At 63.8% G+C, this 22,198-nt stretch carries 22 protein-coding genes; 9 read left to right on the top strand and 13 right to left on the bottom strand.

The window, feature by feature from the left end:
• The first annotated feature begins 4 nt into the window (after positions 1-4).
• Complete coding sequence (locus QW845_RS21750; RefSeq protein WP_315803595.1) at positions 5-1,549, top strand: AAA family ATPase; 1,545 nt, start codon at positions 5-7, stop codon at positions 1,547-1,549.
• Positions 1,550-1,589: 40 nt separating this feature from the next.
• Here the strand turns inward: QW845_RS21750 and QW845_RS21755 are convergent, their stop codons facing one another.
• Complete coding sequence (locus QW845_RS21755) at positions 1,590-3,263, bottom strand: PHA/PHB synthase family protein (protein ID WP_409997951.1); 1,674 nt, start codon at positions 3,261-3,263, stop codon at positions 1,590-1,592.
• 206 nt (positions 3,264-3,469) lie between these two features.
• A complete protein-coding gene (locus QW845_RS21760) occupies positions 3,470-3,832 on the bottom strand; it encodes a hypothetical protein (RefSeq protein ID WP_315803596.1) in 363 nt (120 codons plus the stop codon).
• A gap of 162 nt (positions 3,833-3,994) precedes the next feature.
• Here QW845_RS21760 and QW845_RS21765 point away from each other — a divergent pair, with 162 nt between their 5' ends.
• On the top strand, positions 3,995-4,723 hold the full coding sequence (locus QW845_RS21765; protein WP_315753506.1) for a CBS domain-containing protein: 729 nt from the start codon (positions 3,995-3,997) through the stop codon (positions 4,721-4,723).
• Between the two features lie 53 nt (positions 4,724-4,776).
• Here the strand turns inward: QW845_RS21765 and QW845_RS21770 are convergent, their stop codons facing one another.
• From QW845_RS21770 to QW845_RS21785, 4 genes are all read right to left on the bottom strand, one after another.
• Positions 4,777-6,039 carry a CoA transferase gene (locus tag QW845_RS21770; protein ID WP_315803597.1) on the bottom strand — a complete coding sequence of 421 codons (1,263 nt, stop codon included), beginning with the start codon at positions 6,037-6,039 and terminating at the stop codon, positions 4,777-4,779.
• A gap of 193 nt (positions 6,040-6,232) precedes the next feature.
• Positions 6,233-6,694 carry a GNAT family N-acetyltransferase gene (locus QW845_RS21775; RefSeq protein WP_315803598.1) on the bottom strand — a complete coding sequence of 154 codons (462 nt, stop codon included), beginning with the start codon at positions 6,692-6,694 and terminating at the stop codon, positions 6,233-6,235.
• A 4-nt stretch (positions 6,695-6,698) separates the two neighbouring features.
• Positions 6,699-6,866, bottom strand: coding sequence for a hypothetical protein (locus QW845_RS21780; protein ID WP_315713663.1), 168 nt, complete (start codon positions 6,864-6,866; stop codon positions 6,699-6,701).
• A gap of 40 nt (positions 6,867-6,906) precedes the next feature.
• Positions 6,907-7,029: a hypothetical protein gene (locus QW845_RS21785; RefSeq protein WP_315803599.1), complete on the bottom strand. Its 123-nt coding sequence runs from the start codon at positions 7,027-7,029 to the stop codon at positions 6,907-6,909.
• A gap of 501 nt (positions 7,030-7,530) precedes the next feature.
• On the opposite strand from QW845_RS21785, the gene QW845_RS21790 reads away from it, so the two are divergent.
• Positions 7,531-7,716: a hypothetical protein gene (locus QW845_RS21790; RefSeq protein ID WP_315803600.1), complete on the top strand. Its 186-nt coding sequence runs from the start codon at positions 7,531-7,533 to the stop codon at positions 7,714-7,716.
• 12 nt (positions 7,717-7,728) lie between these two features.
• On the opposite strand, the gene QW845_RS21795 is transcribed toward QW845_RS21790, so the two are convergent.
• Positions 7,729-8,664 carry a hypothetical protein gene (locus QW845_RS21795; RefSeq protein ID WP_315803601.1) on the bottom strand — a complete coding sequence of 312 codons (936 nt, stop codon included), beginning with the start codon at positions 8,662-8,664 and terminating at the stop codon, positions 7,729-7,731.
• A 99-nt stretch (positions 8,665-8,763) separates the two neighbouring features.
• Positions 8,764-12,657, bottom strand: coding sequence for an ATP-binding protein (locus QW845_RS21800; protein WP_315803602.1), 3,894 nt, complete (start codon positions 12,655-12,657; stop codon positions 8,764-8,766).
• Positions 12,658-12,778: 121 nt separating this feature from the next.
• Here QW845_RS21800 and QW845_RS21805 point away from each other — a divergent pair, with 121 nt between their 5' ends.
• Both QW845_RS21805 and QW845_RS21810 read left to right on the top strand, forming a co-directional pair.
• On the top strand, positions 12,779-14,083 hold the full coding sequence (locus QW845_RS21805) for a divalent metal cation transporter (protein ID WP_315803603.1): 1,305 nt from the start codon (positions 12,779-12,781) through the stop codon (positions 14,081-14,083).
• 195 nt (positions 14,084-14,278) lie between these two features.
• Positions 14,279-15,910, top strand: a complete 1,632-nt coding sequence (locus QW845_RS21810; RefSeq protein WP_315803793.1) for an NAD-dependent malic enzyme — start codon at positions 14,279-14,281, stop codon at positions 15,908-15,910.
• Between the two features lie 55 nt (positions 15,911-15,965).
• Here QW845_RS21810 and rocF read toward each other — a convergent pair whose 3' ends face one another.
• The gene (rocF, locus tag QW845_RS21815; protein WP_315803604.1) at positions 15,966-16,940 is read right to left on the bottom strand and encodes an arginase; all 975 of its coding nucleotides are present in this window, start codon (positions 16,938-16,940) and stop codon (positions 15,966-15,968) included.
• A gap of 195 nt (positions 16,941-17,135) precedes the next feature.
• Here rocF and QW845_RS21820 point away from each other — a divergent pair, with 195 nt between their 5' ends.
• Positions 17,136-17,396 carry a hypothetical protein gene (locus tag QW845_RS21820; RefSeq protein WP_315803605.1) on the top strand — a complete coding sequence of 87 codons (261 nt, stop codon included), beginning with the start codon at positions 17,136-17,138 and terminating at the stop codon, positions 17,394-17,396.
• Positions 17,397-17,406: 10 nt separating this feature from the next.
• Here the strand turns inward: QW845_RS21820 and QW845_RS21825 are convergent, their stop codons facing one another.
• Positions 17,407-18,603: an OpgC domain-containing protein gene (locus tag QW845_RS21825; RefSeq protein WP_409997952.1), complete on the bottom strand. Its 1,197-nt coding sequence runs from the start codon at positions 18,601-18,603 to the stop codon at positions 17,407-17,409.
• Positions 18,604-18,945: 342 nt separating this feature from the next.
• Here QW845_RS21825 and QW845_RS21830 point away from each other — a divergent pair, with 342 nt between their 5' ends.
• From QW845_RS21830 to QW845_RS21840, 3 genes are all read left to right on the top strand, one after another.
• Positions 18,946-19,194: a hypothetical protein gene (locus tag QW845_RS21830; protein ID WP_315803607.1), complete on the top strand. Its 249-nt coding sequence runs from the start codon at positions 18,946-18,948 to the stop codon at positions 19,192-19,194.
• Positions 19,195-19,469: 275 nt separating this feature from the next.
• Positions 19,470-19,622, top strand: coding sequence for a hypothetical protein (locus tag QW845_RS21835; RefSeq protein ID WP_315803608.1), 153 nt, complete (start codon positions 19,470-19,472; stop codon positions 19,620-19,622).
• Between the two features lie 149 nt (positions 19,623-19,771).
• A complete protein-coding gene (locus QW845_RS21840) occupies positions 19,772-20,086 on the top strand; it encodes a c-type cytochrome (protein WP_315803609.1) in 315 nt (104 codons plus the stop codon).
• 108 nt (positions 20,087-20,194) lie between these two features.
• Here QW845_RS21840 and QW845_RS21845 read toward each other — a convergent pair whose 3' ends face one another.
• The 3 genes from QW845_RS21845 to QW845_RS21855 form a co-directional block, all read right to left on the bottom strand.
• Complete coding sequence (locus QW845_RS21845) at positions 20,195-20,548, bottom strand: phasin (RefSeq protein WP_315713636.1); 354 nt, start codon at positions 20,546-20,548, stop codon at positions 20,195-20,197.
• 90 nt (positions 20,549-20,638) lie between these two features.
• On the bottom strand, positions 20,639-20,941 hold the full coding sequence (locus QW845_RS21850; protein WP_315803610.1) for a hypothetical protein: 303 nt from the start codon (positions 20,939-20,941) through the stop codon (positions 20,639-20,641).
• Positions 20,942-21,143: 202 nt separating this feature from the next.
• On the bottom strand, positions 21,144-22,163 hold the full coding sequence (locus tag QW845_RS21855) for a GlxA family transcriptional regulator (protein ID WP_315803611.1): 1,020 nt from the start codon (positions 22,161-22,163) through the stop codon (positions 21,144-21,146).
• Positions 22,164-22,198 lie beyond the last annotated feature (35 nt).

The raw sequence follows: 22,198 nt of genomic DNA on the forward strand, positions 1-22,198 counted from the left end.
GCCCATGGCATCACCATCCGATCAGGAACTGGTCTTCTCCTTCTTGGGCAATACCACCCGACATCCAGGTGTCCGCCGGATCGACACGCACGCGGCTTCAGTGTTCCTGATCGGCGACCGCGCTCTGAAGATCAAGCGCGCCGTTCGGCTGCCATTTCTGGACTATTCGACGCTCGATCGGCGCAAGGCAGCGTGCGCGAAGGAAATGGAGATGAATCACCCGTTTGCTCCAGACATCTATCGGCGTGTCGTCGCCATCACCAAGGCGCCAGACGGATCATTCGAAGTCGATGGATCCGGCACTCCGGTCGAATATGCCGTCGAGATGCGTCGCTTCGATGACAGCCGGACACTCGATCACCTCGCTGGCCACCAGCAATTGGAGATCGGCTTGGGCGAACGTCTGGCGGAGACGATCGCGGCGTCGCATGCCGTGGCCACCCGGATGCCGTCCAACGCGTGGACGCAGTCGCTTCCAGTCTGGGTCGACGCGTTCGTCGCCAGCTTTCGAAACGTCCCACTATTTGACGCTACGCAAATCGAAGAACTCCGCGCTCTTTGCCACTCGGCCTTCACACGGCTCTGTCCCCTGCTCGAGCAACGCGCAAAAGAGGGGCACGTGAAGCGCTGCCACGGCGACCTCCATCTCGCAAATATCGTTCTCATCGACGACAAGCCGGTGCTGTTTGACGCCATCGAGTTCGACGACCGGATAGCCACGATCGACGTCCTCTACGATCTCGCGTTTCCATTGATGGACCTCTTGCACTTCGGGCAGTCGATCGCCGCCAACCATCTCTTGAATCGCTACCTCTCGATCGCTGCGCCCGACCAGACCGGTGGATTGGCTGCTCTGCCTCTGTTCATGGCGATCCGGGCCGCTATCCGTGCGCAAGTCTTTCTTGCAAGGCTCGACCGCAGTGATGCCGAACACTCGGAGGCAGACCGCTCTGCGACCATCGGGATCGCAGAGAGCTACTTCCAACTTGCGCGCAGCCTCATTCGGCCGGCGGAGCCGAGGGTGGTCGCCGTCGGCGGATTATCGGGAACGGGAAAATCTGCGCTCGCCCGGGCTCTGGCTCCCCTCTTGGCTCCTCCACCGGGAGCAATCGTGTTGCGCAGCGACGTGCTGCGCAAGCAACTATCCGGCGTGAAGGAAACCGAACGCCTCCCAGCTGCGGCCTATACGCCGGCATCGAGTGCACGGGTCTATCGAGAGTTGACGACGCAGGCCGGCCGCGTGCTCTCACAAGGCTTCACGGTGATCGTCGACGCCGTGTTTGCACGTTCGGATGAACGACAGGCGATCCATGATCTCGCGAACCGGCTGAAGGTGCCCTTTGCCGGCCTCTTCCTCGTCGCAGATTTGCGCAGCCGGCAGGAGCGGATCCACCATCGAGTCGACGATGCGTCCGATGCAACGGTTGGAATTGCCGAAGATCAGGAACGCTACGACATCGGCGCCCTGGATTGGCTCCGGGTGGATGCGTCGGGCACGGCCGAGACGACACTGGAACGAAGCCGATCATTGCTCCGGATCGGCACCTGAGTCCGGTGGAATAACGCTGCCTGACCGCCACAAGCGGCGACTACGTGTGCACGTAGTCGCCCGGCGCGTCTCCGAGATCATTTGAACGATCTGCCCCGAGTTGCGGCGGCGCGCCCGGTGCACCCGACTGCTGTCCAAGCCACGCCGTCCACGCCGGCCACCATGACCCCTCCAGTTTTGGCGAGGTGCTCTGCCACTCGTCCGGCCCGAGATATGGCGCGTCGGCTGCCTTGGTCCGCATCTGATGGGAGCGCCCCTGCTCGCCCGGCGGCGCCACGATGCCGGCATTGTGGCCGCCGCTCGCAAGCACGAAAGTGACGTCGGCATCAACTTCGTAGTGGACCTTGTAAGTCGACTTCCAGGGCGCAACGTGATCACGCAGGGTCCCGACCACGAACATCGGCGTGTGGATGTCCGAGAGCGAAACGGGTTTCCCCTCGACCCGATATCGCCCCTCGGCGAGATCGTTGTTCAGGAACAGCTTGCGCAGATACTCGGAGTGCATCCGATACGGCAGCCGCGTCGCATCTGCGTTCCATGCCATCAAGTCGTTCGGATTCGCGCGCTCACCGAGAAGATAGTCGCGCGAGACACGCGACCAGATCAGATCGTTGGAGCGCAGCAATTGAAATGCGCCCGCCATCTGCGTGGTGTCGAGATATCCACGCTCCCACATCATGTCTTCGAGAAAGGCGACCTGGCTTTCATTGATGAAGAGCGTCAGCTCTCCCGCTTCGGTGAAATCGGTCTGCGCCGCAAACAGCGTGATCGTCTTCAGACGCTGGTCACCGTCCCGTGCCATGGCCGCCGCCGTGATCGAAAGAAGCGTTCCGCCGAGACAATAGCCTGCGGCATGAACCGGCGTATTCGGAATGATCGTTCCGATCATCTCCAGGGCCGCCATGACGCCCAGCGAGCGGTAGTCGTCAAACGCAAGATTCCGGTCTTCCGCGCCGGGGTTTCGCCAGGAGATCATGAAAACCGTAAAGCCTTGGTCGGTCAGGTATCGGACCAGCGAATTGTGCGGCGATAGATCCAGGATGTAATATTTCATGATCCAAGCCGGTACGATCAGGACCGGCTCTGGTCGCACCTTCTCGGTCGTCGGCAGGTATTGAATCAGCTCAATCAACTGATTGCGAAGCACAACCTTGCCCGGTGCGGTCGCGACGGTCTTGCCGGCGACGAACTCACCATTGCTCGATATCTTTCCGGGCTGCATTACCTGCATGATATCGGCGAGCCAGTTCTGCCAGCCGAAGATCAGGTTCTCTCCACCGCTTTGAAACGTCTTTTCCAAGACTTCCGGGTTGGTCGCGGCAAAGTTCGATGGTGCGAAGATGTCGAGCAGTTGACGAATTGAAAAGTCGACGACGGCTTCGTTGGCGGGGTCGACACCACGAATGCCGGTCGTCGCCTTGTGCCACCAATCTTCCCCGAGCAGGAACGCCTGGGCGAACAAGTTGAACGGGTACGTCGCCCATTGCGGCGTGGAAAAGCGATGATCGTTCGCCTGCGGTTTGATCAGGTCCCAAGGACCACGATTCGGGTCTGCAAAATGCAGGGACCGTTCAGCGACGTGCTTTGCGCCGTACCAGGCATCTCGAACGATTTCGATCTGGCGCTGAGGTGCAGTGGCCAGATGACAAGCCCAATCCAGATACGCCATTGATAGAGCGGCCGGGGAAATTCCGCCGGTGAGCCGAGCCAGCATCGCGCTGAAGGCCTTGTCCAGCTCGTGATCCTCGCGTCGAAGCTCGCCGGAACTCGCGTCGGCTTCGCGGGAGAGCAACTTTGCGTCGGATGCGGCGAGCGCAGCAGCCGGCTTCAAAGAGGTCCCTGCAGAGACAACGGCACTGCTTCGGTCGTTGTCGGTCGTTCCTTCGCGTTCCCGTTCGGGACGCGACACACCCGCACTCTTCAGTTTCGCCACCGTTGCCCCATAAGATTCACGCTGGCATCAATCAGGCGCTGCCCGTGCTTGAAAAGTCGATCGCAATCACGCCTGACGAAATCAATCTGATGCCGTCCACATTCCTGAACCATCGCCTGGATTCCCGTCACGGAATGCACGCCGGCCAGCTTCGACACGAACTCGGCCAGCAGATGCGTCTCCGTACGCGCGCGATCCAGCACTTCGTTGCTGGCAAACAGAATCTCCTCCATGATGATCTGCTGGGAACCAACGAGCAGCTCAAGTGCGTGCTTGTTGGAGAGAGCGACACGTTCGGACAGTTCGGCCGTTTCGTCGGCCAGGATCTTGGTCCCGGAGAACTCGGACATGGGCACCTCTCCTCTCGCTGGATCAGAAGGCCGTATAGCTGCAATTCAAAGCCAAGACCTTGAGCTGCGTCAATGACGGCGGCGGCACCTGCTTTGACCTGCGTCAATTCGAGACCGTGGCAGCGGGTTACTTTTTCTTAGCTTTTGACATTGGAGTTCGCCATGCGCGCCCATCAGATCATGACCCGCCCCGTCATCACCGTCACCCCTGACACTTCCATCGTGGATGCGGCAAATATCATGCTTCAACGGCACGTCAGCGGCCTTCCAGTGGTCGATCCCGGCGGAAAGCTGGTGGGCGTCGTCTCGGAAGGCGATTTCATCCGCCGAACGGAGATCGGCACCGGGCGAAAGCGCGGCCGCTGGCTGCGATTCATTCTCGGGCCCGGAAAGTCGGCGGCCGACTTCGTCCACGAGCATGGTCGCAAAGTGTCAGAGGTGATGACCAAGTCTCCCTTGACGATCACCGAGGACGCCGCGCTGGCTGAGATCGTGGAACTGATGGAAAAGAACCACGTGAAGCGGTTGCCCGTGGTCAAGGGAGACCGAGTGATCGGCATCGTGTCACGGGCGAACCTGCTGCAAGCGGTCGCCGCGCTCGGGCGGCAGGTTCCGGATCCAACGGCCGACGACGATCACATCCGCAACCGCGTGATCGACGCCCTCGAGAAGAACGACTGGTGCCCGTTCGGATTGTCCGTCATCGTTAAGGACGGCATCGTTCATCTGAGCGGCGTCATTACCGAGGAGCGGTCGCGGCAGGCGGCAATCGTTGCCACCGAGAACATCTCTGGCGTCAAGAAGGTGCATGATCATCTGTGCTGGGTCGACACCATGTCGGGCATGTACCTGAACTCACCGGAAGACGATGAGATGGCCAAAGCCGGCTGATGGCTGCTGAGGACGCTGCCGCTCCTCCGTGTCCGGCACCAGTGACGATGCCCTCAGGCTCCCGGATTATTGCGTCCGAACGTCCCTACCCGACGCAGGGCTTCGATCTCCTGCTCGGTGTACCCAAGCCTGTGGCGCAGGATTGCGGCCGTATGCTCACCGAGCCGCGGCGCCGCCGTCGGCTCGACGGTTGGTGTGAGCTTCATGGTGATTGCAGGCTCGACGTTGGGTATCGAGCCTGCTGTCGGGTGCGGAATACGACAGGTGCGGTCGCGCATCCGGACCTCGGCCGCGTTGAACGCCTGCTCGACCGTTCGAACGCGTCCAACCGGAACTCCAGCCTGGTTCATCCGGGATATCCAGACATCCATCCGTTCCGTGGCAAGGATGTCGGCGATGAGGCCGCGCAGTTGCGCACGGTTGACCCATCGCGCCCTTCGCGTGGCAAAGCGAGGATCGCTCAGGAGATCCGGACGACCAAGCACCTCAGTCGACAGCCGGCGGTAGAGCCGATCGTTGGCACATGCGATGTAGAGCGGGCCATCTGACGCTTCAAAGACGCCGACCGTCGGAGAGTCGTTCGGCGAATTTCCCGTTCGCGTGGGGTTCACGCCATTCATCAAATACGCCATTCCGGAGAAGCCTGTCATCGCCAACGCGATGTCGAACAGCGCCACCTCGACGTGCTGCCCGCGACCGAGCCGCTGCCGGGCGGCAAGTGCCAACAGGATGGCATTGCAGGCGGACATGCCGGTGGCCAGATCAACGATCGGAGGACCGGTCCGCACCGGCGGACCGTCGGCGAAACCGTTGAGGGACATGAACCCGCTTTCGGCCTGGGTGATCGGATCGAACCCTGATCGCCACGCGAATGGACCGGAGCGTCCGTAAGCCGAGATCGAGCAATAGATCAGCCCGGGATTGGTGCTGGACAATGCCTGATAGTCCAGCCCGAACTTCTCCATGACGGACGACGAGAAATTCTCCACGACGATGTCGGCCTTGGCGATCAGCGCACGCGCGACGTCTCTGGCCTGCGGGATCGTGAGATCCAACACCATGCCGCGCTTGTTCCGATTGAGGCTGAGGAACGCAGCGCTCTCTCCGCCGAGCTCGGCGTGCTCGTATGCCCGGGTATCGTCCCCCGTGAGTGGCTGCTCGATCTTGATCACCTCGGCGCCGAAATCGGCCAGCGTCTGTGTGCACGCTGGCCCTGCGACGACACGTGTGAAGTCGATCACCAGCAGACCAGCCAGCGCGGTCGGCGCGTCAGGCGGCCGTGGCGCACGCTCTGGCAGGGTGACCTCGGCCGGCATCCCAGAGTCCTTCCCGTTGCTTTGATCGTCTGAAGCGATCTTCCATTCACTGCCGGGCGCAGCTTGTCTCCAACATCCCGACAACGCATGGTTAGCTCAACGGCAGCCGCAAAAAAAGCCTGGCTCGGAGCTGTCGAGCCGGGCTAGTTCTGCTGCAGCGCAATGCAATCTGCATAAGGCGTCGGTCGACAGCTCACCGCCGGATCATCTTGCACCAATAAAGCGAGTTCCCCCAGGCCCAGGGCCGGCCCGGTTGGAACAACACATATCCGCACCGAATGAAATTGTTCGCGGAAACGATGTTGCAGGTCGTGTCCGAAACGATGCAATCCAGTCCCGAGCGGCGCGCGCGCAGCTCGATCGCACGCATCAGCCGCCGCTGCAGGCCGTAACCACACCGCTCTTGGAGAACACCAACCCTCGAAAGGTAGGCGATGCCTTTGCCGAGGGATGACGGCGTCATTCCGGCGAAGGCAACGGGCCGTCCGAGCTCGGTCGATATCCACCATTGTCCGCTCTCGAAATCAGGCAGAGGCGCGCAATCGAGGAATGTGCGCGCATGGAGCTCCTTCAAGGTGTCGAGAACGTCAGGCTCGCAAGCGTCGACCTCCCTGATGCGGAAGCGGCGGTCTCGCCGTAAGGTCCTGGCTGGCACGGCATTACCTTCCGAGCACGACTTTGATGCCGAGCCAGATCGCACCGATCAGACCTGTCGCGATGACCGTGATGACGGCCTTGAACGTGTAGCTCTGAGCCTGCTCCACGCTCTTGCGCCAGCGCCGCAGGTGCTGGAAATCGGCTCTCATTTCAGTGATCGTCTTCGACATGGTCGCTTCCGGAATCTTGCAAAGTGGATTTGGAACGTGGTCACGACAGCGCATCGCCGGCGGCGATCGCGACGAGCCTTACCAGGGCGAGCGAAATCAGATAGACGGTCATCGTCCTGTCCCGATCGGTTGAAAACAGAAAGGCGCGGCGGATCGCGGCCAACGCGATCGCTTCGGGCGCGAACCTTATCCCTCGCGTGAGGGACCGCTGCGGGCACGACGACGATCATCGTGCCCGCGACCACCCCGTTCGCGCGGGACGGTCAACATCCGGATGACTATGAGAGCACACGCTGCCGAACGGCAAAATGAGGTGATCCGGAAGCAGTCGCGCCAGCATCCCCGAACAGGAGCCCACCGCTGTTGGCGGGCTGCGGCCACCGCAATTTCGGAAATTTCGATGCTGACATTTTGTCAGTGATTTGCCCGACGTGTCAAATTTGATCGAAATGCGGCGATCGGGTTTTCCGATTTCGATAACCGCCGCGCGAATTCCTTTCCTGAAACATAAAAAGCCCGCTGCCGACTGATCGGCGCGGGCTCTATGATTTTTTCGACGTTGGCAAAATGCGCCTGATTTGCCCGACGTGTCAAGCGCCCAAATGCGCGCCGATCGTCAGTTCATTTCGCAGCTCGTCGGGCTGAGCCGGAAGGAGGTTTCTTGATGTATGTCGTCGCAGTCGTTCTGGCCGCCTTGTCCGCGCTGTTCTACGCGGCCGCGCAGCATCAGCTCGGATCGGTCGGTGCCGACGTCTGCAGCTACGGCAGCCTGTTCTGCGATAAGCCGCACTACATGATGACGGGTGCGCTGCTTGCGGGCCTCTGGGGCAAGTTTGTCAGCATGCGATAGCAGCGTCGACGATCAGTTCTTGATCGCGTAGAGCGGCGTTCGCACGGTCAGCTGATAGACCGGCTTCGGCGCCCATGCGATCTGCGCCGTGATGCCGAACAGGCGATTGTCGTCGTCATCCATGCGATCGAGATCGAGCCTGACCAGTGGCTGCGTGTAGGCCGCGATCGGCGCGAGGGCGAGCAGCTGCGCACCGCCGAACGACTGCAGCCCGACCCGCGCGGAGACCTTCCAGTTGTTGTCCCACTGATAGAAGCCGCCGACATAGCCGGCGGTGGTGTCGCCGATCCGCGCCAGAACGGTGTCGATCTCCGTGTGAGCATATTGGATGCCCGCCAGCCAGCCGCGCATCTCGTCGGGGTCGAGCGCGTATTTCGCCTCGACCACCGTATTGAACGACGTTGTCGCCAACGGCGAGTCCGGCACCGACCGCGTCAGCGTCGACTGCAGCGTCAAGGTCGGGAATGCGCCACCGTTCTGCTGATAGACATCGGCCTGGAAGCCGAGGAACCAGCTCGTCACCGCGACGTCAGACCAACCGGACAGGCCGTTGTAGGACGCGCTGCCGGTGAAGCCGCCATAGAGCGAGAGCGCGTCGCCGAGATCCGCCGTGAGCGGAACGTCGACGCCGACGCCCTGGTTGGTCGGGGCCGAGAGCTGCGGGCGCCCCGGCAAGGTTGGCCGGTCGAGCAGCTTGCGCAAGGTTGCGAGCTGCGACAGCGTTCCGAACAGCGAGGTGTCGCCGAGGCCCGTCGACAACGCCCCGCCGGGCAGATAGGCGTAGTTCGTGCGGAAATCGATATAGACGTTGGCAAGACCCGCCGGCTCATCCGCCTCATCGTCCTTGGCAAGGGCACTGCCGCTCATGACCAGTGCCGCGCCCGCGACAAGAGCAGATATCTGCCGCTGCGTCCGACCGCCGCGCAGCCGCCATTCCTCGTGTGCCATGAGACTTCCCCCAGCACCGAAAATACGCCGGTCAAGCGCGATCCTTCAAGTGCTGATCGCGCGAAGCCGACCGGGGTCAGGGGAAAGCTGCCGCGCGTCTCATGCCGACGGCGCCGGCTTCGCGCCTGCCGCTCGCGTGGCCATGACATGGCGCAGCACGCGCGACAGCTCGTCGACCGAGTAAGGCTTCTGGATCAGGCTGAAACCGTGGCGGTCACCGTCAGCGAGGACATGACTGTAACCGCTGTTGAGCACGATCGGGATCATCGGCAACCGCCGGCGGATTTCCTGGCCGAGCGTCACCCCGTCCATGCCGGGCATCACGACGTCGCTGAGCACGAGATCGAAGCTCTCGGGATTCTCGTCGATCATCCGCAGTGCATCCGTTCCGCTGCGCGCAAGCACCGTCCGGTAGCCGAGGTCCTCGAGCAATTGCGTGGAAAATTCGCCGATCTCCGGGTTGTCCTCGACGACCAGCACGCTCCAGCGCGCAGCGAGCTGTTCGGCATCCTGCTCGCTCCGCTCGCGCGGTCCCAGTGGTTTGTCCGTCAGCGGAAGCAACAATGTCAGCGTCGTGCCCCTGCCGAGCTCGCTATCGACCAGCACCCGTCCGCCGGACTGATGCACGAAGCCGTACACCTGGGACAGGCCGAGACCGGTGCCGCGCCCAACACCCTTGGTGGTGAAAAACGGCTCGAAGATCCGGTCGATCTGATCTGGAGGGATGCCGGATCCGGTGTCGCTGACCGCAATGGAGACGAACGACGGCTGCCCGGACCGACCGTCCTCCCGGACGATCTCGCCGCGAATGGTCAGGACGCCCCGGCCCTCCATCGCATCGCGCGCATTGGCGACGAGGTTCACGAGCGCCGTCTCGAACTGATTGATGTCGACGTCGACCGGAAGCGGGCGCAAAGCGAGATCGAGCTTGATCACAGCCGGTGCGCCGAGCACGGTCTGCAGCATCTCCTCGATCCGCTCGATATGAACAGCGGCATCGAAGACGCGGCGCTCCATCGGCGTTCGCCGCGCGAAGGCGAGCAACTGTCCGGTGAGCTTGGCGGCGCGATCCGCCGTGTCCGAGATCGCATCCACGTAGCGCCGCATGCGCTCCGGGGACAGCTCCCGCCGGCGCAACAGGTCCGCCGACGACCGGATCACGGTCAGCAGATTGTTGAAGTCGTGCGCAACGCCGCCGGTGAGCTGGCCGATCGCCTCCATCTTCTGGGCCTGGCGGAACGCCTCCTCCGCCTGGCGCCGTTCGGTCAGCTCGACCGCCTCGGGCACGATGGCCGTCACCTGTCCGTTCTCATCCCGCACCGGCCGCATCTGGAAGTCGAACCAGCGTGAGCCTCCGACCGGCAGTTCGAGCTGCAGCTCCTGGCGGGCCTCGTCGCCGCGAGCGACGGCGTCAACCAGCGATCTGATCACCTCGGGCATGCCGGGCGTACCCGCAAACCACGGCGTCTCCCAGAAGGGCAGCCCTGCGACCTCGTGCAGCGGCGCAGCGATCGCTTCGAGCGAGGTCGCATTGGCGTCCAGAAGCGTCCCATCGGACGAGAGCAGCGCTTGGAACGTGTAGCTCGCCTCGAAGATCGTCCGCAGGCGCGCCTCCTTGGCCTGCAGCTCCGCGGTACGCTCGGAGACCTGCGTCTCCAGACGCTCGTTCAGCTCACGCAGCGTGATCTCGGCCTCGTGCCGCACCCGCGACAGATCGATGTTGGCGCGCACCCGCGCCAGCAGCTCGCGCGCGCTGAACGGCTTGGTGAGATAGTCGTTCGCCCCGGCATCGAGTCCCTCGACCTTGGCCTCCTCGCCGGCGCGCGCCGACAGCATGACCACGGGAATGTCGCGAAGCTGCGCATCGCCGCGCAGCGCTCTCAGCAGGCCGAAGCCATCGAGCCCCGGCATCATGACGTCGGTCAGCACCAGATCGGGGCGGCGCCGTCGGACGGCCTCGAGGGCCGCGACGCCATCGCCGACCGCCTCCACGTCATAGTCCTCGGCAAGCAGACGGCGGACGTAGTCGCGCATATCGGGATTGTCGTCCGCGAGCACCACGCGATCACGGGCCGATGCCGTCGCGGAGCGAACACCGAGGTCATCGGATGATGACGGGTGAGGAGGCTCGAACGGCCCACCGCCGTTCAGCCACCCGAGCGCCTCCTCGATGTAGGCTTCGGCACGGACGTTGGTAACGGCCAGGACACGGGAAGGTCCGATCTGGCCCGCCGGCAGATGCGCCGAGCCTAGCGGAATTCGCACGGTGAAAACCGTTCCGCGGCCGAGTTCGCTGTCTACGGCGATCTCCCCGCCATGAAGCCTCACCAGTTCCTGAACGAGAGCGAGACCGATGCCGCTACCCTCGAAGGATCGGCCGCGCGCGCCATCAATGCGACGAAAGCGTTCGAACAAATGCGGCAGCTCGCCGGGCGGGATGCCGGTGCCGGTGTCGCGAACCTCGAGCTCGGCATGATCGCCGTCCGTGGACAAGCCGATCGACACCGCGATTTCACCTTCGAAGGTGAACTTGAACGCATTCGACATTAGATTGAGAACGATCTTCTCCCACATGTCGCGGTCGACATACACCGGCTCGGACAGGCGCGTGGGGTCGATGGTGAGACGCAGGCCGGCAGGATCCGTCGCCGAGCGGAAGTTGGACACGAGCTCGGCAGTGAAACCCGCAAGATCGATCGGCTCGAAATGCGCGGTCATGCGGCCGGCCTCGATGCGCGAAAAGTCGAGCAGCGTGTTCACGAGCTTCAGCAGACGAATGCCGTTGCGGTGGATCAGGCTGAGGGTGGATCGCGCTTCGGAGGTGAGTTGGGCCTCGGCGCGGCCGAGCAGGTCTTCCAGCGGGCTCAACATCAGCGTCAGCGGCGTACGAAACTCGTGGCTGATGTTGGAAAAGAACGTCGTCTTGGCGCGGTCGATTTCGGCCAGCGCTTCCGCCCGGCGCCGCTCCGCCTGATAGGCCCCGCCATTGCTGACGGCCGCTGCAATCTGCCCCGCGACGAGGTTCAGGAAGCGGGCATAGCTCTCGTCGTAGAGGCGGAACGGATTGAGACCTGCGATGAGGAAGCCGCCGGCTTCCCCCGACGCGGGCAGCGGAAGCACAACGGCGTGCTGTGGCGGCTGACGCCATCCGCCGGTCGGAAAGCTGAGGCCGAACCGCCGCGGAAGGTCACGAACCAGCACCGCATTCTGCAGCTTCAGCGCTTCAGCCAGAGGCCACGTTCCTTCCGGCTGAATTCTCAGCCTCGGCTGAACGGCGGGATGATCACGGTCGATACCGGTCAAGGCCTCCAGTCGCGCCGCCTCGCCGTCCGGGTCGGTCATGTAGATCATCGCGAACGGAAGGTCGCGCGACTCCCGCGCCAAGGCGTCCGCGCAGCTTGCGCAGGCCTGATCGACGCTGCGGGCCCCGGCCCCGGCATTTGCCAGTTCGCGCAGCAACGAGAGCTGGCGCTCGCTGATCACGCGCTGAGTGTCATCGGTGTTGGCGCAGAAGATTCCTCCGGCTGACCCATCGTCGTCCGGAATGGGACTGTAGGAGAACGTGTAGTAGGTCTCCTCGGGAAAGCCGTTGCGCTCCATGATCAGGAGTTGCGCCTCGACATAGGTGCCCTGGTCACCGCCGCCGGCCTTGGCCAGCAACGGACCGATGTCCTCCCAGATCTCGTGCCAGACTGCAGAGATCGGTCGGCCGAGAGCCCACGGATGTTTGCCGCCGATGATGGTCTTGTAGGCATCGTTGTAGAGATAGATCAGCTCCCTTCCCCAACCGATCCAGATCGGCTGTTGGGATGTCAGCATGATCCTGACGGCCGTCTTCAGGCTCTGCGGCCAACGCTCCGGCGGTCCGATCGAGGTGCCCTCCCAATCGAACCGCAACATCAGTCCGGCCAGCTCGCTGCCTCCGGAAAAAAGCCTCTCGCGCTCGGCCAAGCCGAGCTCCTGATCATGCCCTGTTTGCCGCTCGTCCGGCACGCGCTCCCCCTGGTCGAAATCCGACGTGATCTGGAACGCTGGTACTCCCCTCCGGTTCCGGAGCCGGGAACAAAAAGGGGGCGTGCGACTTCGAGACATACACCGCCGGGGGAGCGCTGCCATGGCCACGACCGTTGCATCTGAACCGAACACACCGAGACGGTCGCCCTGGAGCGTATTCCGGCTGTTGGGTCCAGGTCTCGTGACCGGTGCCGCTGACGACGACCCGTCGGGAATAGCAACGTACTCCCAGGCCGGCGCGCAGTTCGGTTATGGGCTGTTGTGGACGGTCTTTCTGACAGCGCCTTTCATGATCGCGATCCAGCTGGTGAGCGCGCGCATCGGCCGTGTCACCGGCAAAGGGCTGGCGGCCAACATCACCGCGCTTGCGCCACGCGGGATCGTCTTCGGCCTCGTCGCGCTGCTGGTCGGCGCCAACACCTTCAACATCGCAGCCGATATCGCGGCGATGGCGGAGTCGCTGTCGCTGGTGATCGGCGGTCTCAATCATGAGCACGCGCTCATCTTCGCCGCCGGGTCGACGCTGCTCCAGGTATTCCTGCCCTACCGCCGCTACGCACCTTTCATCAAGGTGCTGACCCTCAGCCTGTTCGCCTACGTCGCGACCGCTTTGATGGTCAAAGTACCCTGGAGCACGGCGCTGCTCGCGGCGGTTTGGCCCAGCCTCTCGACGGAGGCCGACTATCTGCTGACGGTGGTGGCTGTGCTCGGCACCACCATCAGCCCCTACCTGTTCTTCTGGCAGGCCTCGCAGGAGGTCGAGGAGATGAACCAGGGCAAGGTCGACCGTCCCTTGCGCGAGCTGTCGAAGAAGGACCACCCCGACCTCCGCCGGATCAGGATCGACACCACGATCGGCATGATCTTCTCCAACGCGATCGCGTTCTTCATCATCGTGACGACCGCCACGGTGCTGCACGCGCATGGCATCACCAAAATCGACTCGGCGACGCAGGCGGCCGAAGCCCTGCGCCCGCTCGCGGGCGACTTCACCTTCCTGTTGTTCGCGCTCGGCATCATCGGGACCGGCATGCTGGCGATCCCGGTGCTGGCGGGCTCGGCCGCATACGCCGTCGCCGAGATCTTCGGCTGGCACGCGACCCTGGAGGCCAAGCCGGACGAGGCGGTCGGCTTCTACAGCATCATTGCTGCCGCCACGATCATCGGCTTCGGGCTCGGCTTCACCGGCATCGACCCGATCCACATGCTGGTGTGGAGCGCCGTGCTCAACGGCATCGCCGCCGTGCCGATCATGGCGATGATGATGGTGATCGTGTCCAATGCCGGGCTGATGGGCCGCTTCCGCGGACGGTCCTGGCTGATCGCCCTGGGATGGATGGGGACAGGCATCATGGCCATCGCCGTGCTGGCGCTGCTGTGGTCATTCGTCACGGGCCGCGCCTAGCGGCCATCGCATGTCCCTCTGCGTCGGCTGCAACGCAGTTGCACAACGTCATTGGTGCAACGCGGAACGTAAACTGTGTTAACAGTCCGTTCCCGCCATCCCGCCGCGATTGATGCCGATCAACGCCGGGCGCGCGCCGGTATGGCGGTGCTCGAACAAAGGACCTCGGAGACTGCCTTGACCCAGCCGCAACGCATGAGCGCATCGACGCTCCCCCCCTATTCTCCGCGCGGACTCGCGCTGCTGCGCGATCCGCTGCTCAACAAGGGCACCGGCTTCACCGAGCAGGAGCGCGATGCGCTCGGCCTGCGCGGCTTCCTGCCCGCCGGGGTCATGTCGATGCCGGCCCAGGCCGAGCGGATCCTGGTCAATCTTCGCAGCCTGTCCAGCGACCTGGAGAAGTATGTCGCACTGAACGCGCTGCATGACCGCAACGAAGCGCTGTTCTTCCGGGTGGTCTGCGACAACATCGACGAGATCCAGCCGCTGATCTACACGCCGACCGTCGGCCTCGCCTGCCAGAAATACGGTCTGATCTTCCAGCGTCCGCGCGGCCTGTTCATCTCGGCCAACGACCGCGGCCGGATCGCGGAGATCCTCGCCAACTGGCCGTATCGCGCCAGGCTGATCGTCGTCACCGACGGCGAGCGCATCCTGGGTCTCGGCGATCTCGGCGCCAACGGCATGGGCATTCCGGTCGGCAAGCTGTCGCTGTACTCGGCCTGCGCCGGCATCCATCCGGAAGAGTGCCTGCCCGTCATGCTCGATGTCGGCACCAACAACGAAGAGCTTCTGGCCGACCCCTACTACATCGGGCTGCGCCAGAAGCGCCTTACTGGCGAAGCCTATGACGCCTTCGTCGACGAGTTCATGACCGCGGCCCGCGCCGCCTTCCCGGGCGTGCTGATCCAGTTCGAGGATTTCGCCAACCACGCCGCGTTCAAGCTGCTGCACAAATATCGCGACGACGCCTGCGTCTTCAACGACGACATCCAGGGCACCGCGGCGGTGGCGCTCGCCGGCTTGTTTTCGGCGCTGCGCATCACCGGCGGCAAGCTCCGCGACCAGACGGTGCTGTTCCTCGGCGCCGGCGAGGCGGCCACCGGCATCGCGGATCTCGTCGTCTCCGCCATGATGGCCGAGGGCCTGTCCGAAGCAGAGTCGCTGCGGCGCAACTGGCTGACGGACTCGCGCGGCCTCGTCATCAAGGGGCGGGAGAACCTGCACGGCCACAAGCTGCGCTATGCGCACGACCAGGCGCCGATCGCGGACTTCCTGACCGCGATCAGGACGCTGAAGCCGACCGCGATCATCGGCGTGGCGGCCGTCGGCGGCGCCTTCACGCCGGAAGTGCTGCAGGCCATGGCCGAGCTGAACGAGCGCCCCATCATCTTTGCGCTCTCCAACCCGACCTCGAAGGCGGAATGCTCGGCGGAGTCGGCCTATCGCTATACCCAGGGCCGCGCGCTGTTCGCCTGCGGCAGCCCCTACGATCCGGTCAAGCTCGACGGCAAGACCTTCGTGCCGCGTCAGGGCAACAACTCCTACATCTTCCCCGGCGTCGGCCTCGGCGCCATCGCCAGCGGCGCGCGGCTGGTGACCGACGAGATGTTCATGGCCGCCGCGCATACCCTGGCGAACTGCGTCACCGGCGCCGATCTCGAGCAGGGCAGCCTCTACCCGGCGCTGCCGCGCATCCGCGAGGTGTCTGCCCATATCGGCGCCGCGGTGGCCGGCGTTGCCTATCAGAACGGGCTCGCCACGGGCCCCGCGCCGAACGATTTGCTCGGCTTCGTCGAGTCGAAGATGTACGACGCCCGCTACTGAGCCCGAGATCGCGGATGCCTCGGGCTCACCGAGGTCGAGCGAGGAGGCATCCGCTCTATTGATCCGGAACGATCGCATTGGTCGGCGTCGGCCGGTCCGTGATCTGCTGACCGAACAGGCTCGCGATCAGTTCGACCGCGACGCGCGCAGTCTTGCCGCGCTCGTCGAGGAACGGGTTGAGCTCGACGATGTCGACCGAACGGACCAGGCCGGAATCGTGCAGCATCTCCATGATGAGATGCGCCTCGCGATAGGTCGCGCCGCCAGGTACGGTCGTGCCGACGCCGGGGGCCACCTCGGGATCGAGGAAGTCGACATCGAAGCTCACATGCAGGACGCCGTTCCGCGCACGAACCCTGTCGAGGATCCGGCGCATCAGCACGCCGACGCCGAATTCGTCGATGGCGCGCATGTCGGCGATGCTGATACGCCGGAGACGCAGCAGCTCCTTTTCCGCCCTGTCGATCGAGCGGATGCCGAACAGCTCCAGCTGATCCGGGGGGATGGACGCGCGTGCCTCGTCGCCGAGCAGGCCGTCGAGACCCGGCTCGCCGCACAAGAACGCGGCGGACATGCCGTGCATGTTCGCCGTGATCGTGGTGTCCGGCGTGTTGTAGTCGGCATGTGCGTCGAGCCACAGCACGAACAGCTCCCGCCCGATCTCGCGGCAATGGCGCGCGACCCCGTTCACCGACCCCATCGATAGCGAATGGTCGCCGCCGAGAAACACCAGAATGGCGCCGGTCCGGGCCAGGTCATGGCTGCGGCGCGCCAGCACCCGCGACCAGCGCTGGATCTGGCGATAGTGCTTGGCCCTCGCCGGCGGCTCGTCTGCAGACTCCGTCATGTCGGCGATGCCGACATCGCCGTAGTCGGTAACGTCGAGCCCTAGGCTTTCCAGCACGTTGATGAGACCTGCGGTGCGCAGCGCAGCCGGCCCCATCAGCGTGCCGCGGACCGACGCGCCGAGATCGATCGGCGCACCAAGGACGGCAATGCGATGTGGCGCTGTAAGGTCTGGAGAAGCCAAGACGGAATCCTTTCATCGACGGCCGGCCGCCCAGCGTAGCGCGATTTTGCACCGCGTGCTTCGCCGGCGATGCGTCTCGGTCCATGGGAACCAATCGCATCAGACGGCATTTTCAGGAACGTCACATCCGCCCTCGGCCGAATCGCGTCGGCACGGGGGGCCAATCCGACGAGCCGCGGCAGGAAGGCGACCAAAGTGAGCAGCGAAACGTTCGAAACTCCTCCACAGCCGGGCGTCGCCGAACGCGCGCTCGACACCGCGACCGACATGTCGCGCACACTCGGGGAGATGGTCGGCACCTTGAGTGCGGCCGTCGACCGGCTCAGCGAAGCGGCAAGGGACGCGCGGCGGCCCGGGACCGCTCTGTCGACCGTCAGCGCGATCACCCGCGAGGCGCCGCTCGCGAGCCTGTTCGTCGCCTTCCTGTTCGGGGTCGCGGTCGCGCGCCGGCGCTGAAGGGCGGCGCTCAGAACAGCCGCGGTCCACGCCGGTCGAGCTGCGACTCCCAGGTCAGGAGCGTGGCGACCATGATCATGATCGCGATCCCCGCGACACTGATCAGAATTTGCATCGCGAACCCGCTCGCCACATCGGTCAGCACGACCTGGCCGAGAAAGGCCAGCAGCACACCCACGCAATAGATCGAGAGCGAGCTCTCACCGCACCTGATCATGGCCGTCGTCAGCGGACGGATCGGCCCCTTCCATTGCGGCGGCGCCAGCCGTGACACCACGAAGGCAAGCGCCAGGAAATGCAACAGCCGCACCGGCGCAAGGTGGCTCTTGTAGATCGGATAGATCAGGCCGCTGATGCCGGACGGGATCAGGCTCTCGAGACTCTTGAACTCCCAGCTGAGCGCCATCAGCAGACTGAAGACGAGATAGCCGATCGCCACGACCAGCAGCATCGGCGAGTCGAGGAGCCGGCGCAGCCGCGTGGTGCCGGCATAGCTGTACCAGGCGCCGATCACGAACAGGAACTGCCAGGCGAACGGATTGAAATACAGCTCGCCGCTCGGCCACGCCGGCACCTGCCAGCTGAACAGCTGAACCATCATGTAGAGCAGGAATGAAAGCACCAGCGTCAGCGTCGCGCTGGTCATCATCAGCCACAGCACGACGGGAAAGCAGAAGTGCAGGATTGCGAACGTCAGCAGGATGTCGGTGTTGACCGGCGCGAATTGCAGCAGCGCCACGTGCACCAGCGTCGGCCCGGGCTCGCGGAAGAAGAAGCCGGTGTTGGTCTCGTCGACGAAGCGCGTGCCGCCGCCGATCACCCAGACCAGCGCCGCATAGGCGAGCAGCAGGACCAGGAACGCCGCATAGATCTCCCAGGCACGCCGCAACGCCCGCACCACCGTGGTCGCCCAGCCCTGGTCCCGCAGCGCTCCGCCATAGGCCAGCATGCAGGTGTAGCCGGAGATGAAGACGAACACCTCGGAGGTGTCGCTGAAACCGTAATTGCGCAGCGTCAGCCACGCCAGCGAGTTGTCTGGAACATGATCGATGAAGATGAACCAGAGGGCGAGACCCCGGCACGCGTCGACCCGGAGGTCACGCCGTCCGTTGCCGTTCCCGTTGCCGGCTGCCACGCTATCTGTCTTCGCCAGCTCTTGATCATCGGCAAACAAGATGGACCTCGTCTCGGGATGGCGGACCAACATCGACTCCGGCATGTCGTGCCTTAATATCTCCTGCCGGTCATCGATCGGAACTCGAATCCGAAACACGCGTCGTCCGCCCTTCTGGCAGATTTCGGGCCCTCGAACGCGCCCCCCGTCTGCGTCTTCAGGTTGCCCCGCGCGATTTGCCGATTGTGCACAGCCGATATCCGCACTGGAAAAGTGTGCACGGAAGCCGGGTGCCTGCGGAACATTGTCGGCATGGTGGTGTTAACCATCTCACCAACCGCGGAGCTGGCAATTGTTCCAGTCCCGTATTTGCCCGGATTGATTGTAGATTGGTTAGACGTTGACTTTGAGTGGAAGTGTTGACAGGGGGGTTCCGTGATCCACCGAGGTGTCCAATATACGGTCGTGGCGACTGCTGAACCGGACATTTGGGAATGGCGGTACGAGTTTGGCGATCAGATCAAGACCGGACGCACCCAGACCAGACTCGCCGCGCTCGCGGCGCGGCGCGTGAAGTCGAAGATCGATGCGGCCCTCCGTGCGGCCCAGACGGGTTCCGTGTCCACGGTGAACGTCGCCGAACGGATCGACAGGGCGAAGGCTGTATCGCATAGCCTGACCTGACATTCTGTTCCCTGGCAGTCCGGCGAGCGCCGGTCGGCTCATCGTCTGTTGAGACAGATCAAGGCATCGATGCCGGCATTTGTCATGTTCAGACGATGGAAACTCTCGTTTTTCGCTGCTCCCAGACGGGATCGAACGTTCAGATCGGCTTGGCCACACCCGGCTCTTGCCGACCAGTTCGACGCCTATGAGGCGGCCGCATGCCCCGCATGTGGCGGTACGCACCTCGTCAACAGGCTGAGCGGAAAGATGCTGAGCGACAGGGAGGGCTCGACATGTCCTACGTTGCGGAAGAGTTGACGATCACCGCCTCGCCCGACGTGTCTCGCCCGACCGATATGTCTTGGCTGCGCCGTGCGACCGCGCTCCTGAAGGCGATCGTCAGCCGGATCGACCTGTCCCACTTTCCCAAATCGTGCTGTAATTGACGTCGAGATTCATCGACGCGCCGCGTGCCTGCGCGGCGGAACGGCCAAGATCGCCCCTCTCCAGGGGCGAAACATTCCTTCATGAGCCGCTCGCCGCCACTTGGGCGAGGTGCGCCACCACCCAACAGACAAAGATCAGGAGTTTCTTGATGCACGCCTCGGTGATGAGAGTTATCGCGATCGCGATCGCGGCTGCGGCATCGACACCGGCCTGGGCCGCCGATCCGGATCACGGCGGAGATCTGGCCCGTCGCTGGTGCGCCTCATGCCACCTCATCGAAGGGACGCAGAAGCAGGCCAGCGCGGACGTTCCCTCCTTCGCCCAGATTGCTAAGAAGACGGATTTCACGCCAGAGAAGGTCGCGTTTTTCCTGCTCGACCCGCATCCAAAGATGCCAAGCTTTCCGCTCAACCGGCTGGAGGCAGCCGACATCGCCGCCTATATCGGCAGCCTGCGAAAATAGGGCTAGGCTCCTTCGCCCGTCTGGTCCGCCCGCGCCCATTCGGCGGCAGCGCTGCCGCCGAGCTCCGTCCATGCAGACCGTCGCTCCTGCGACGGCAAGGCTCGCGGTTCAGCTCTTGGGCTCGGTCGCCTTGCTCGCGGCCGACATGATGCTCGCCGTGATCGTCTTCATGTGTTCACCGGCGTTGGTGAACTGGCTGCGCAGGAACTCGGACTGGATCCGCATCGCCTCCTCGAGCTCGGTGGCGTGAACGAGCTTTCGCGCGTGCTCGAAAGCCGTCTTGATGTTCTGCTCGGTGAGAGTGAGCGCCTGCTTGGACATGTCGGCGGCAGGCCCGGGAACCGTGCCGATCGACTTGCCGGCTGCGTCGAAGAACATCTCGAACGCTTTTTCCGCCTGCGAGATGGTCTTTTCGGCCAGGTCCCGCAGTTCAGCGGGCACTTCGAGTTTGGTTTGGGTCATCGTTGCGTCCTCCACGACAGATCCAACTACCACATCCGACTCCCTGCGTCGCCGTGCAAATGGATGCGGGAAGAAGCCGGCAAGCGCCTGTCAGAGCGCGGCCAGACGTTGGCGCGCGATCTGCAGCGCGTGCTCGATCGAAGCGAGATGACGATCATAGGTCAGCCGCGCGCGCTCGTCCGAAACGAAGCCTGAGAGTTCTCGCGCATGCTGCAGGGCAAGATCGAGGAGGAGGACAGTTCTTCTCACATCTTCCCTGACGCCGAATGCACCGGCTCGCACGTTGTCCGTGTGGACGGCCCCGGCCACCACAACCGCGGCCTTCGCTTGCGCCCTTGCAAAGGCGGCGTGAGGCAAGAGTACTCTCGTGCGAAAGGGAACGATGTTGGTCATTGGCCTTTCCCCACTGCTCTGCAGGGGCGGATCTGCATCGAATTTTCAGCGTTTTACCCGTGGCATTTTACGGAAGCCTTAGAGCGATCGCACACTTCATGGCCGCTCTGGCCGCAACGCGAGCGACGGGATTAACTTGAAGGCAAAGGGAGCGGCCTCGACTCCGGCGAAAAGTGTCAGCCGCGGTCGCGGCAAGCGCCGATCAGCCCGAAAAGCGACGCCGATACTCCGACGGCGACACACCGAGATGCCGCAGGAACGCCCGCCGCATGCGCTCGTCGTCGCCAAAGCCAGCCCGTTTGGCGATTTCGACCACGTTTTCGACCTGGCGGCTTTCGAGTAGGAGGCGCGCCGTCTCGACCCTGAGCGCCTCGACTCCCTGTGCCGGTGTCATCCCGGTACGGCTGACATAGGTGCGGGCAAAGGTACGCGGCGTCATGCCGGCTCGCGCGGCCAGCGCCTCGACCCGCAGATCGCTGGCGATGTTCTCGATGATCCAGGCATGCAGCGCACTGAACCGACCCTCGACGTCGGACGCTTGCGCCGCCAGCACGGTCGAAAACTGACTCTGGCCGCCAGGACGTTTCAGAAAGACGACGAGCCGTCGCGCCACGTCGAGTGCGATCGTATGACCGAAATCCTCCTCGATCATCGCCAGCGCGAGATCGATGCCGGCGCTCACGCCTGCGGATGACCAGACCCGGCCGTCCTGCACAAAGATGGCGTCGGGCTCGACCTTCACGTTCGGAAAGCTGTCCTGCAGGCGCGGACAATAGCGCCAATGTGTCGCGGCCCGCCTGCCCTCCAGCGCTCCGACCCAGGCCAGCGCAAAGGCGCCGAGGCAGACGGACGCGATGCGGCGGGCGCCGGGAAGCACCTGGCCGATCCACTGCATCACCGTCTCGTCCTGCCGCAGCTTCCAGATGCCGGGCCCCCCCGGAATCAGCAGCGTATCGACCTCCTCAGGCTTCAGGGATGAGAGTGGCGCAGTGTCGATCATCAGGCCGACATCGGTCGGCACAAGCCCGCCTTCCTTGGACACGTAGCTCAGCACATAGCCCGGCGCCGGCAGCTCGATCTCGCTGAGCTCGGCAAACACCTGTGCCGGGCCGGAGACGTCGAGCAGTGTCACTCCAGGAAAGGCGAAGATCGCCAGCCGCCTTTCGGCACCATCTCGACGCACCGCAGCACGCCGGGGAGAGTTGGCAGAATTCGAGGGCATATTGTCCTTTAAGCCATCGGAGCCCCGCCTGTATA

This window comes from Bradyrhizobium sp. SZCCHNS3002 (genome assembly GCF_032377435.1).
In the GTDB taxonomy this organism is placed as follows: domain Bacteria; phylum Pseudomonadota; class Alphaproteobacteria; order Rhizobiales; family Xanthobacteraceae; genus Bradyrhizobium.

What these genes read in the sequence shown, in the direction of transcription:
- QW845_RS21750 (WP_315803595.1), top strand. Translation starts at nt 5, where the DNA reads ATGGCATCACCATCCGATCAGGAACTGGTCTTCTCCTTCTTGGGCAAT.
- QW845_RS21755 (WP_409997951.1), bottom strand. Translation starts at nt 3,263, where the DNA reads ATGCTGGCTCGGCTCACCGGCGGAATTTCCCCGGCCGCTCTATCAATG.
- QW845_RS21760 (WP_315803596.1), bottom strand. Translation starts at nt 3,832, where the DNA reads ATGTCCGAGTTCTCCGGGACCAAGATCCTGGCCGACGAAACGGCCGAA.
- QW845_RS21765 (WP_315753506.1), top strand. Translation starts at nt 3,995, where the DNA reads ATGCGCGCCCATCAGATCATGACCCGCCCCGTCATCACCGTCACCCCT.
- QW845_RS21770 (WP_315803597.1), bottom strand. Translation starts at nt 6,039, where the DNA reads ATGCCGGCCGAGGTCACCCTGCCAGAGCGTGCGCCACGGCCGCCTGAC.
- QW845_RS21780 (WP_315713663.1), bottom strand. Translation starts at nt 6,866, where the DNA reads ATGTCGAAGACGATCACTGAAATGAGAGCCGATTTCCAGCACCTGCGG.
- QW845_RS21790 (WP_315803600.1), top strand. Translation starts at nt 7,531, where the DNA reads ATGTATGTCGTCGCAGTCGTTCTGGCCGCCTTGTCCGCGCTGTTCTAC.
- QW845_RS21795 (WP_315803601.1), bottom strand. Translation starts at nt 8,664, where the DNA reads ATGGCACACGAGGAATGGCGGCTGCGCGGCGGTCGGACGCAGCGGCAG.
- QW845_RS21805 (WP_315803603.1), top strand. Translation starts at nt 12,779, where the DNA reads ATGGCCACGACCGTTGCATCTGAACCGAACACACCGAGACGGTCGCCC.
- QW845_RS21810 (WP_315803793.1), top strand. Translation starts at nt 14,279, where the DNA reads ATGAGCGCATCGACGCTCCCCCCCTATTCTCCGCGCGGACTCGCGCTG.
- QW845_RS21825 (WP_409997952.1), bottom strand. Translation starts at nt 18,603, where the DNA reads ATGTTGGTCCGCCATCCCGAGACGAGGTCCATCTTGTTTGCCGATGAT.
- QW845_RS21835 (WP_315803608.1), top strand. Translation starts at nt 19,470, where the DNA reads ATGTCCTACGTTGCGGAAGAGTTGACGATCACCGCCTCGCCCGACGTG.
- QW845_RS21840 (WP_315803609.1), top strand. Translation starts at nt 19,772, where the DNA reads ATGCACGCCTCGGTGATGAGAGTTATCGCGATCGCGATCGCGGCTGCG.
- QW845_RS21845 (WP_315713636.1), bottom strand. Translation starts at nt 20,548, where the DNA reads ATGACCCAAACCAAACTCGAAGTGCCCGCTGAACTGCGGGACCTGGCC.
- QW845_RS21850 (WP_315803610.1), bottom strand. Translation starts at nt 20,941, where the DNA reads ATGACCAACATCGTTCCCTTTCGCACGAGAGTACTCTTGCCTCACGCC.
- QW845_RS21855 (WP_315803611.1), bottom strand. Translation starts at nt 22,163, where the DNA reads ATGCCCTCGAATTCTGCCAACTCTCCCCGGCGTGCTGCGGTGCGTCGA.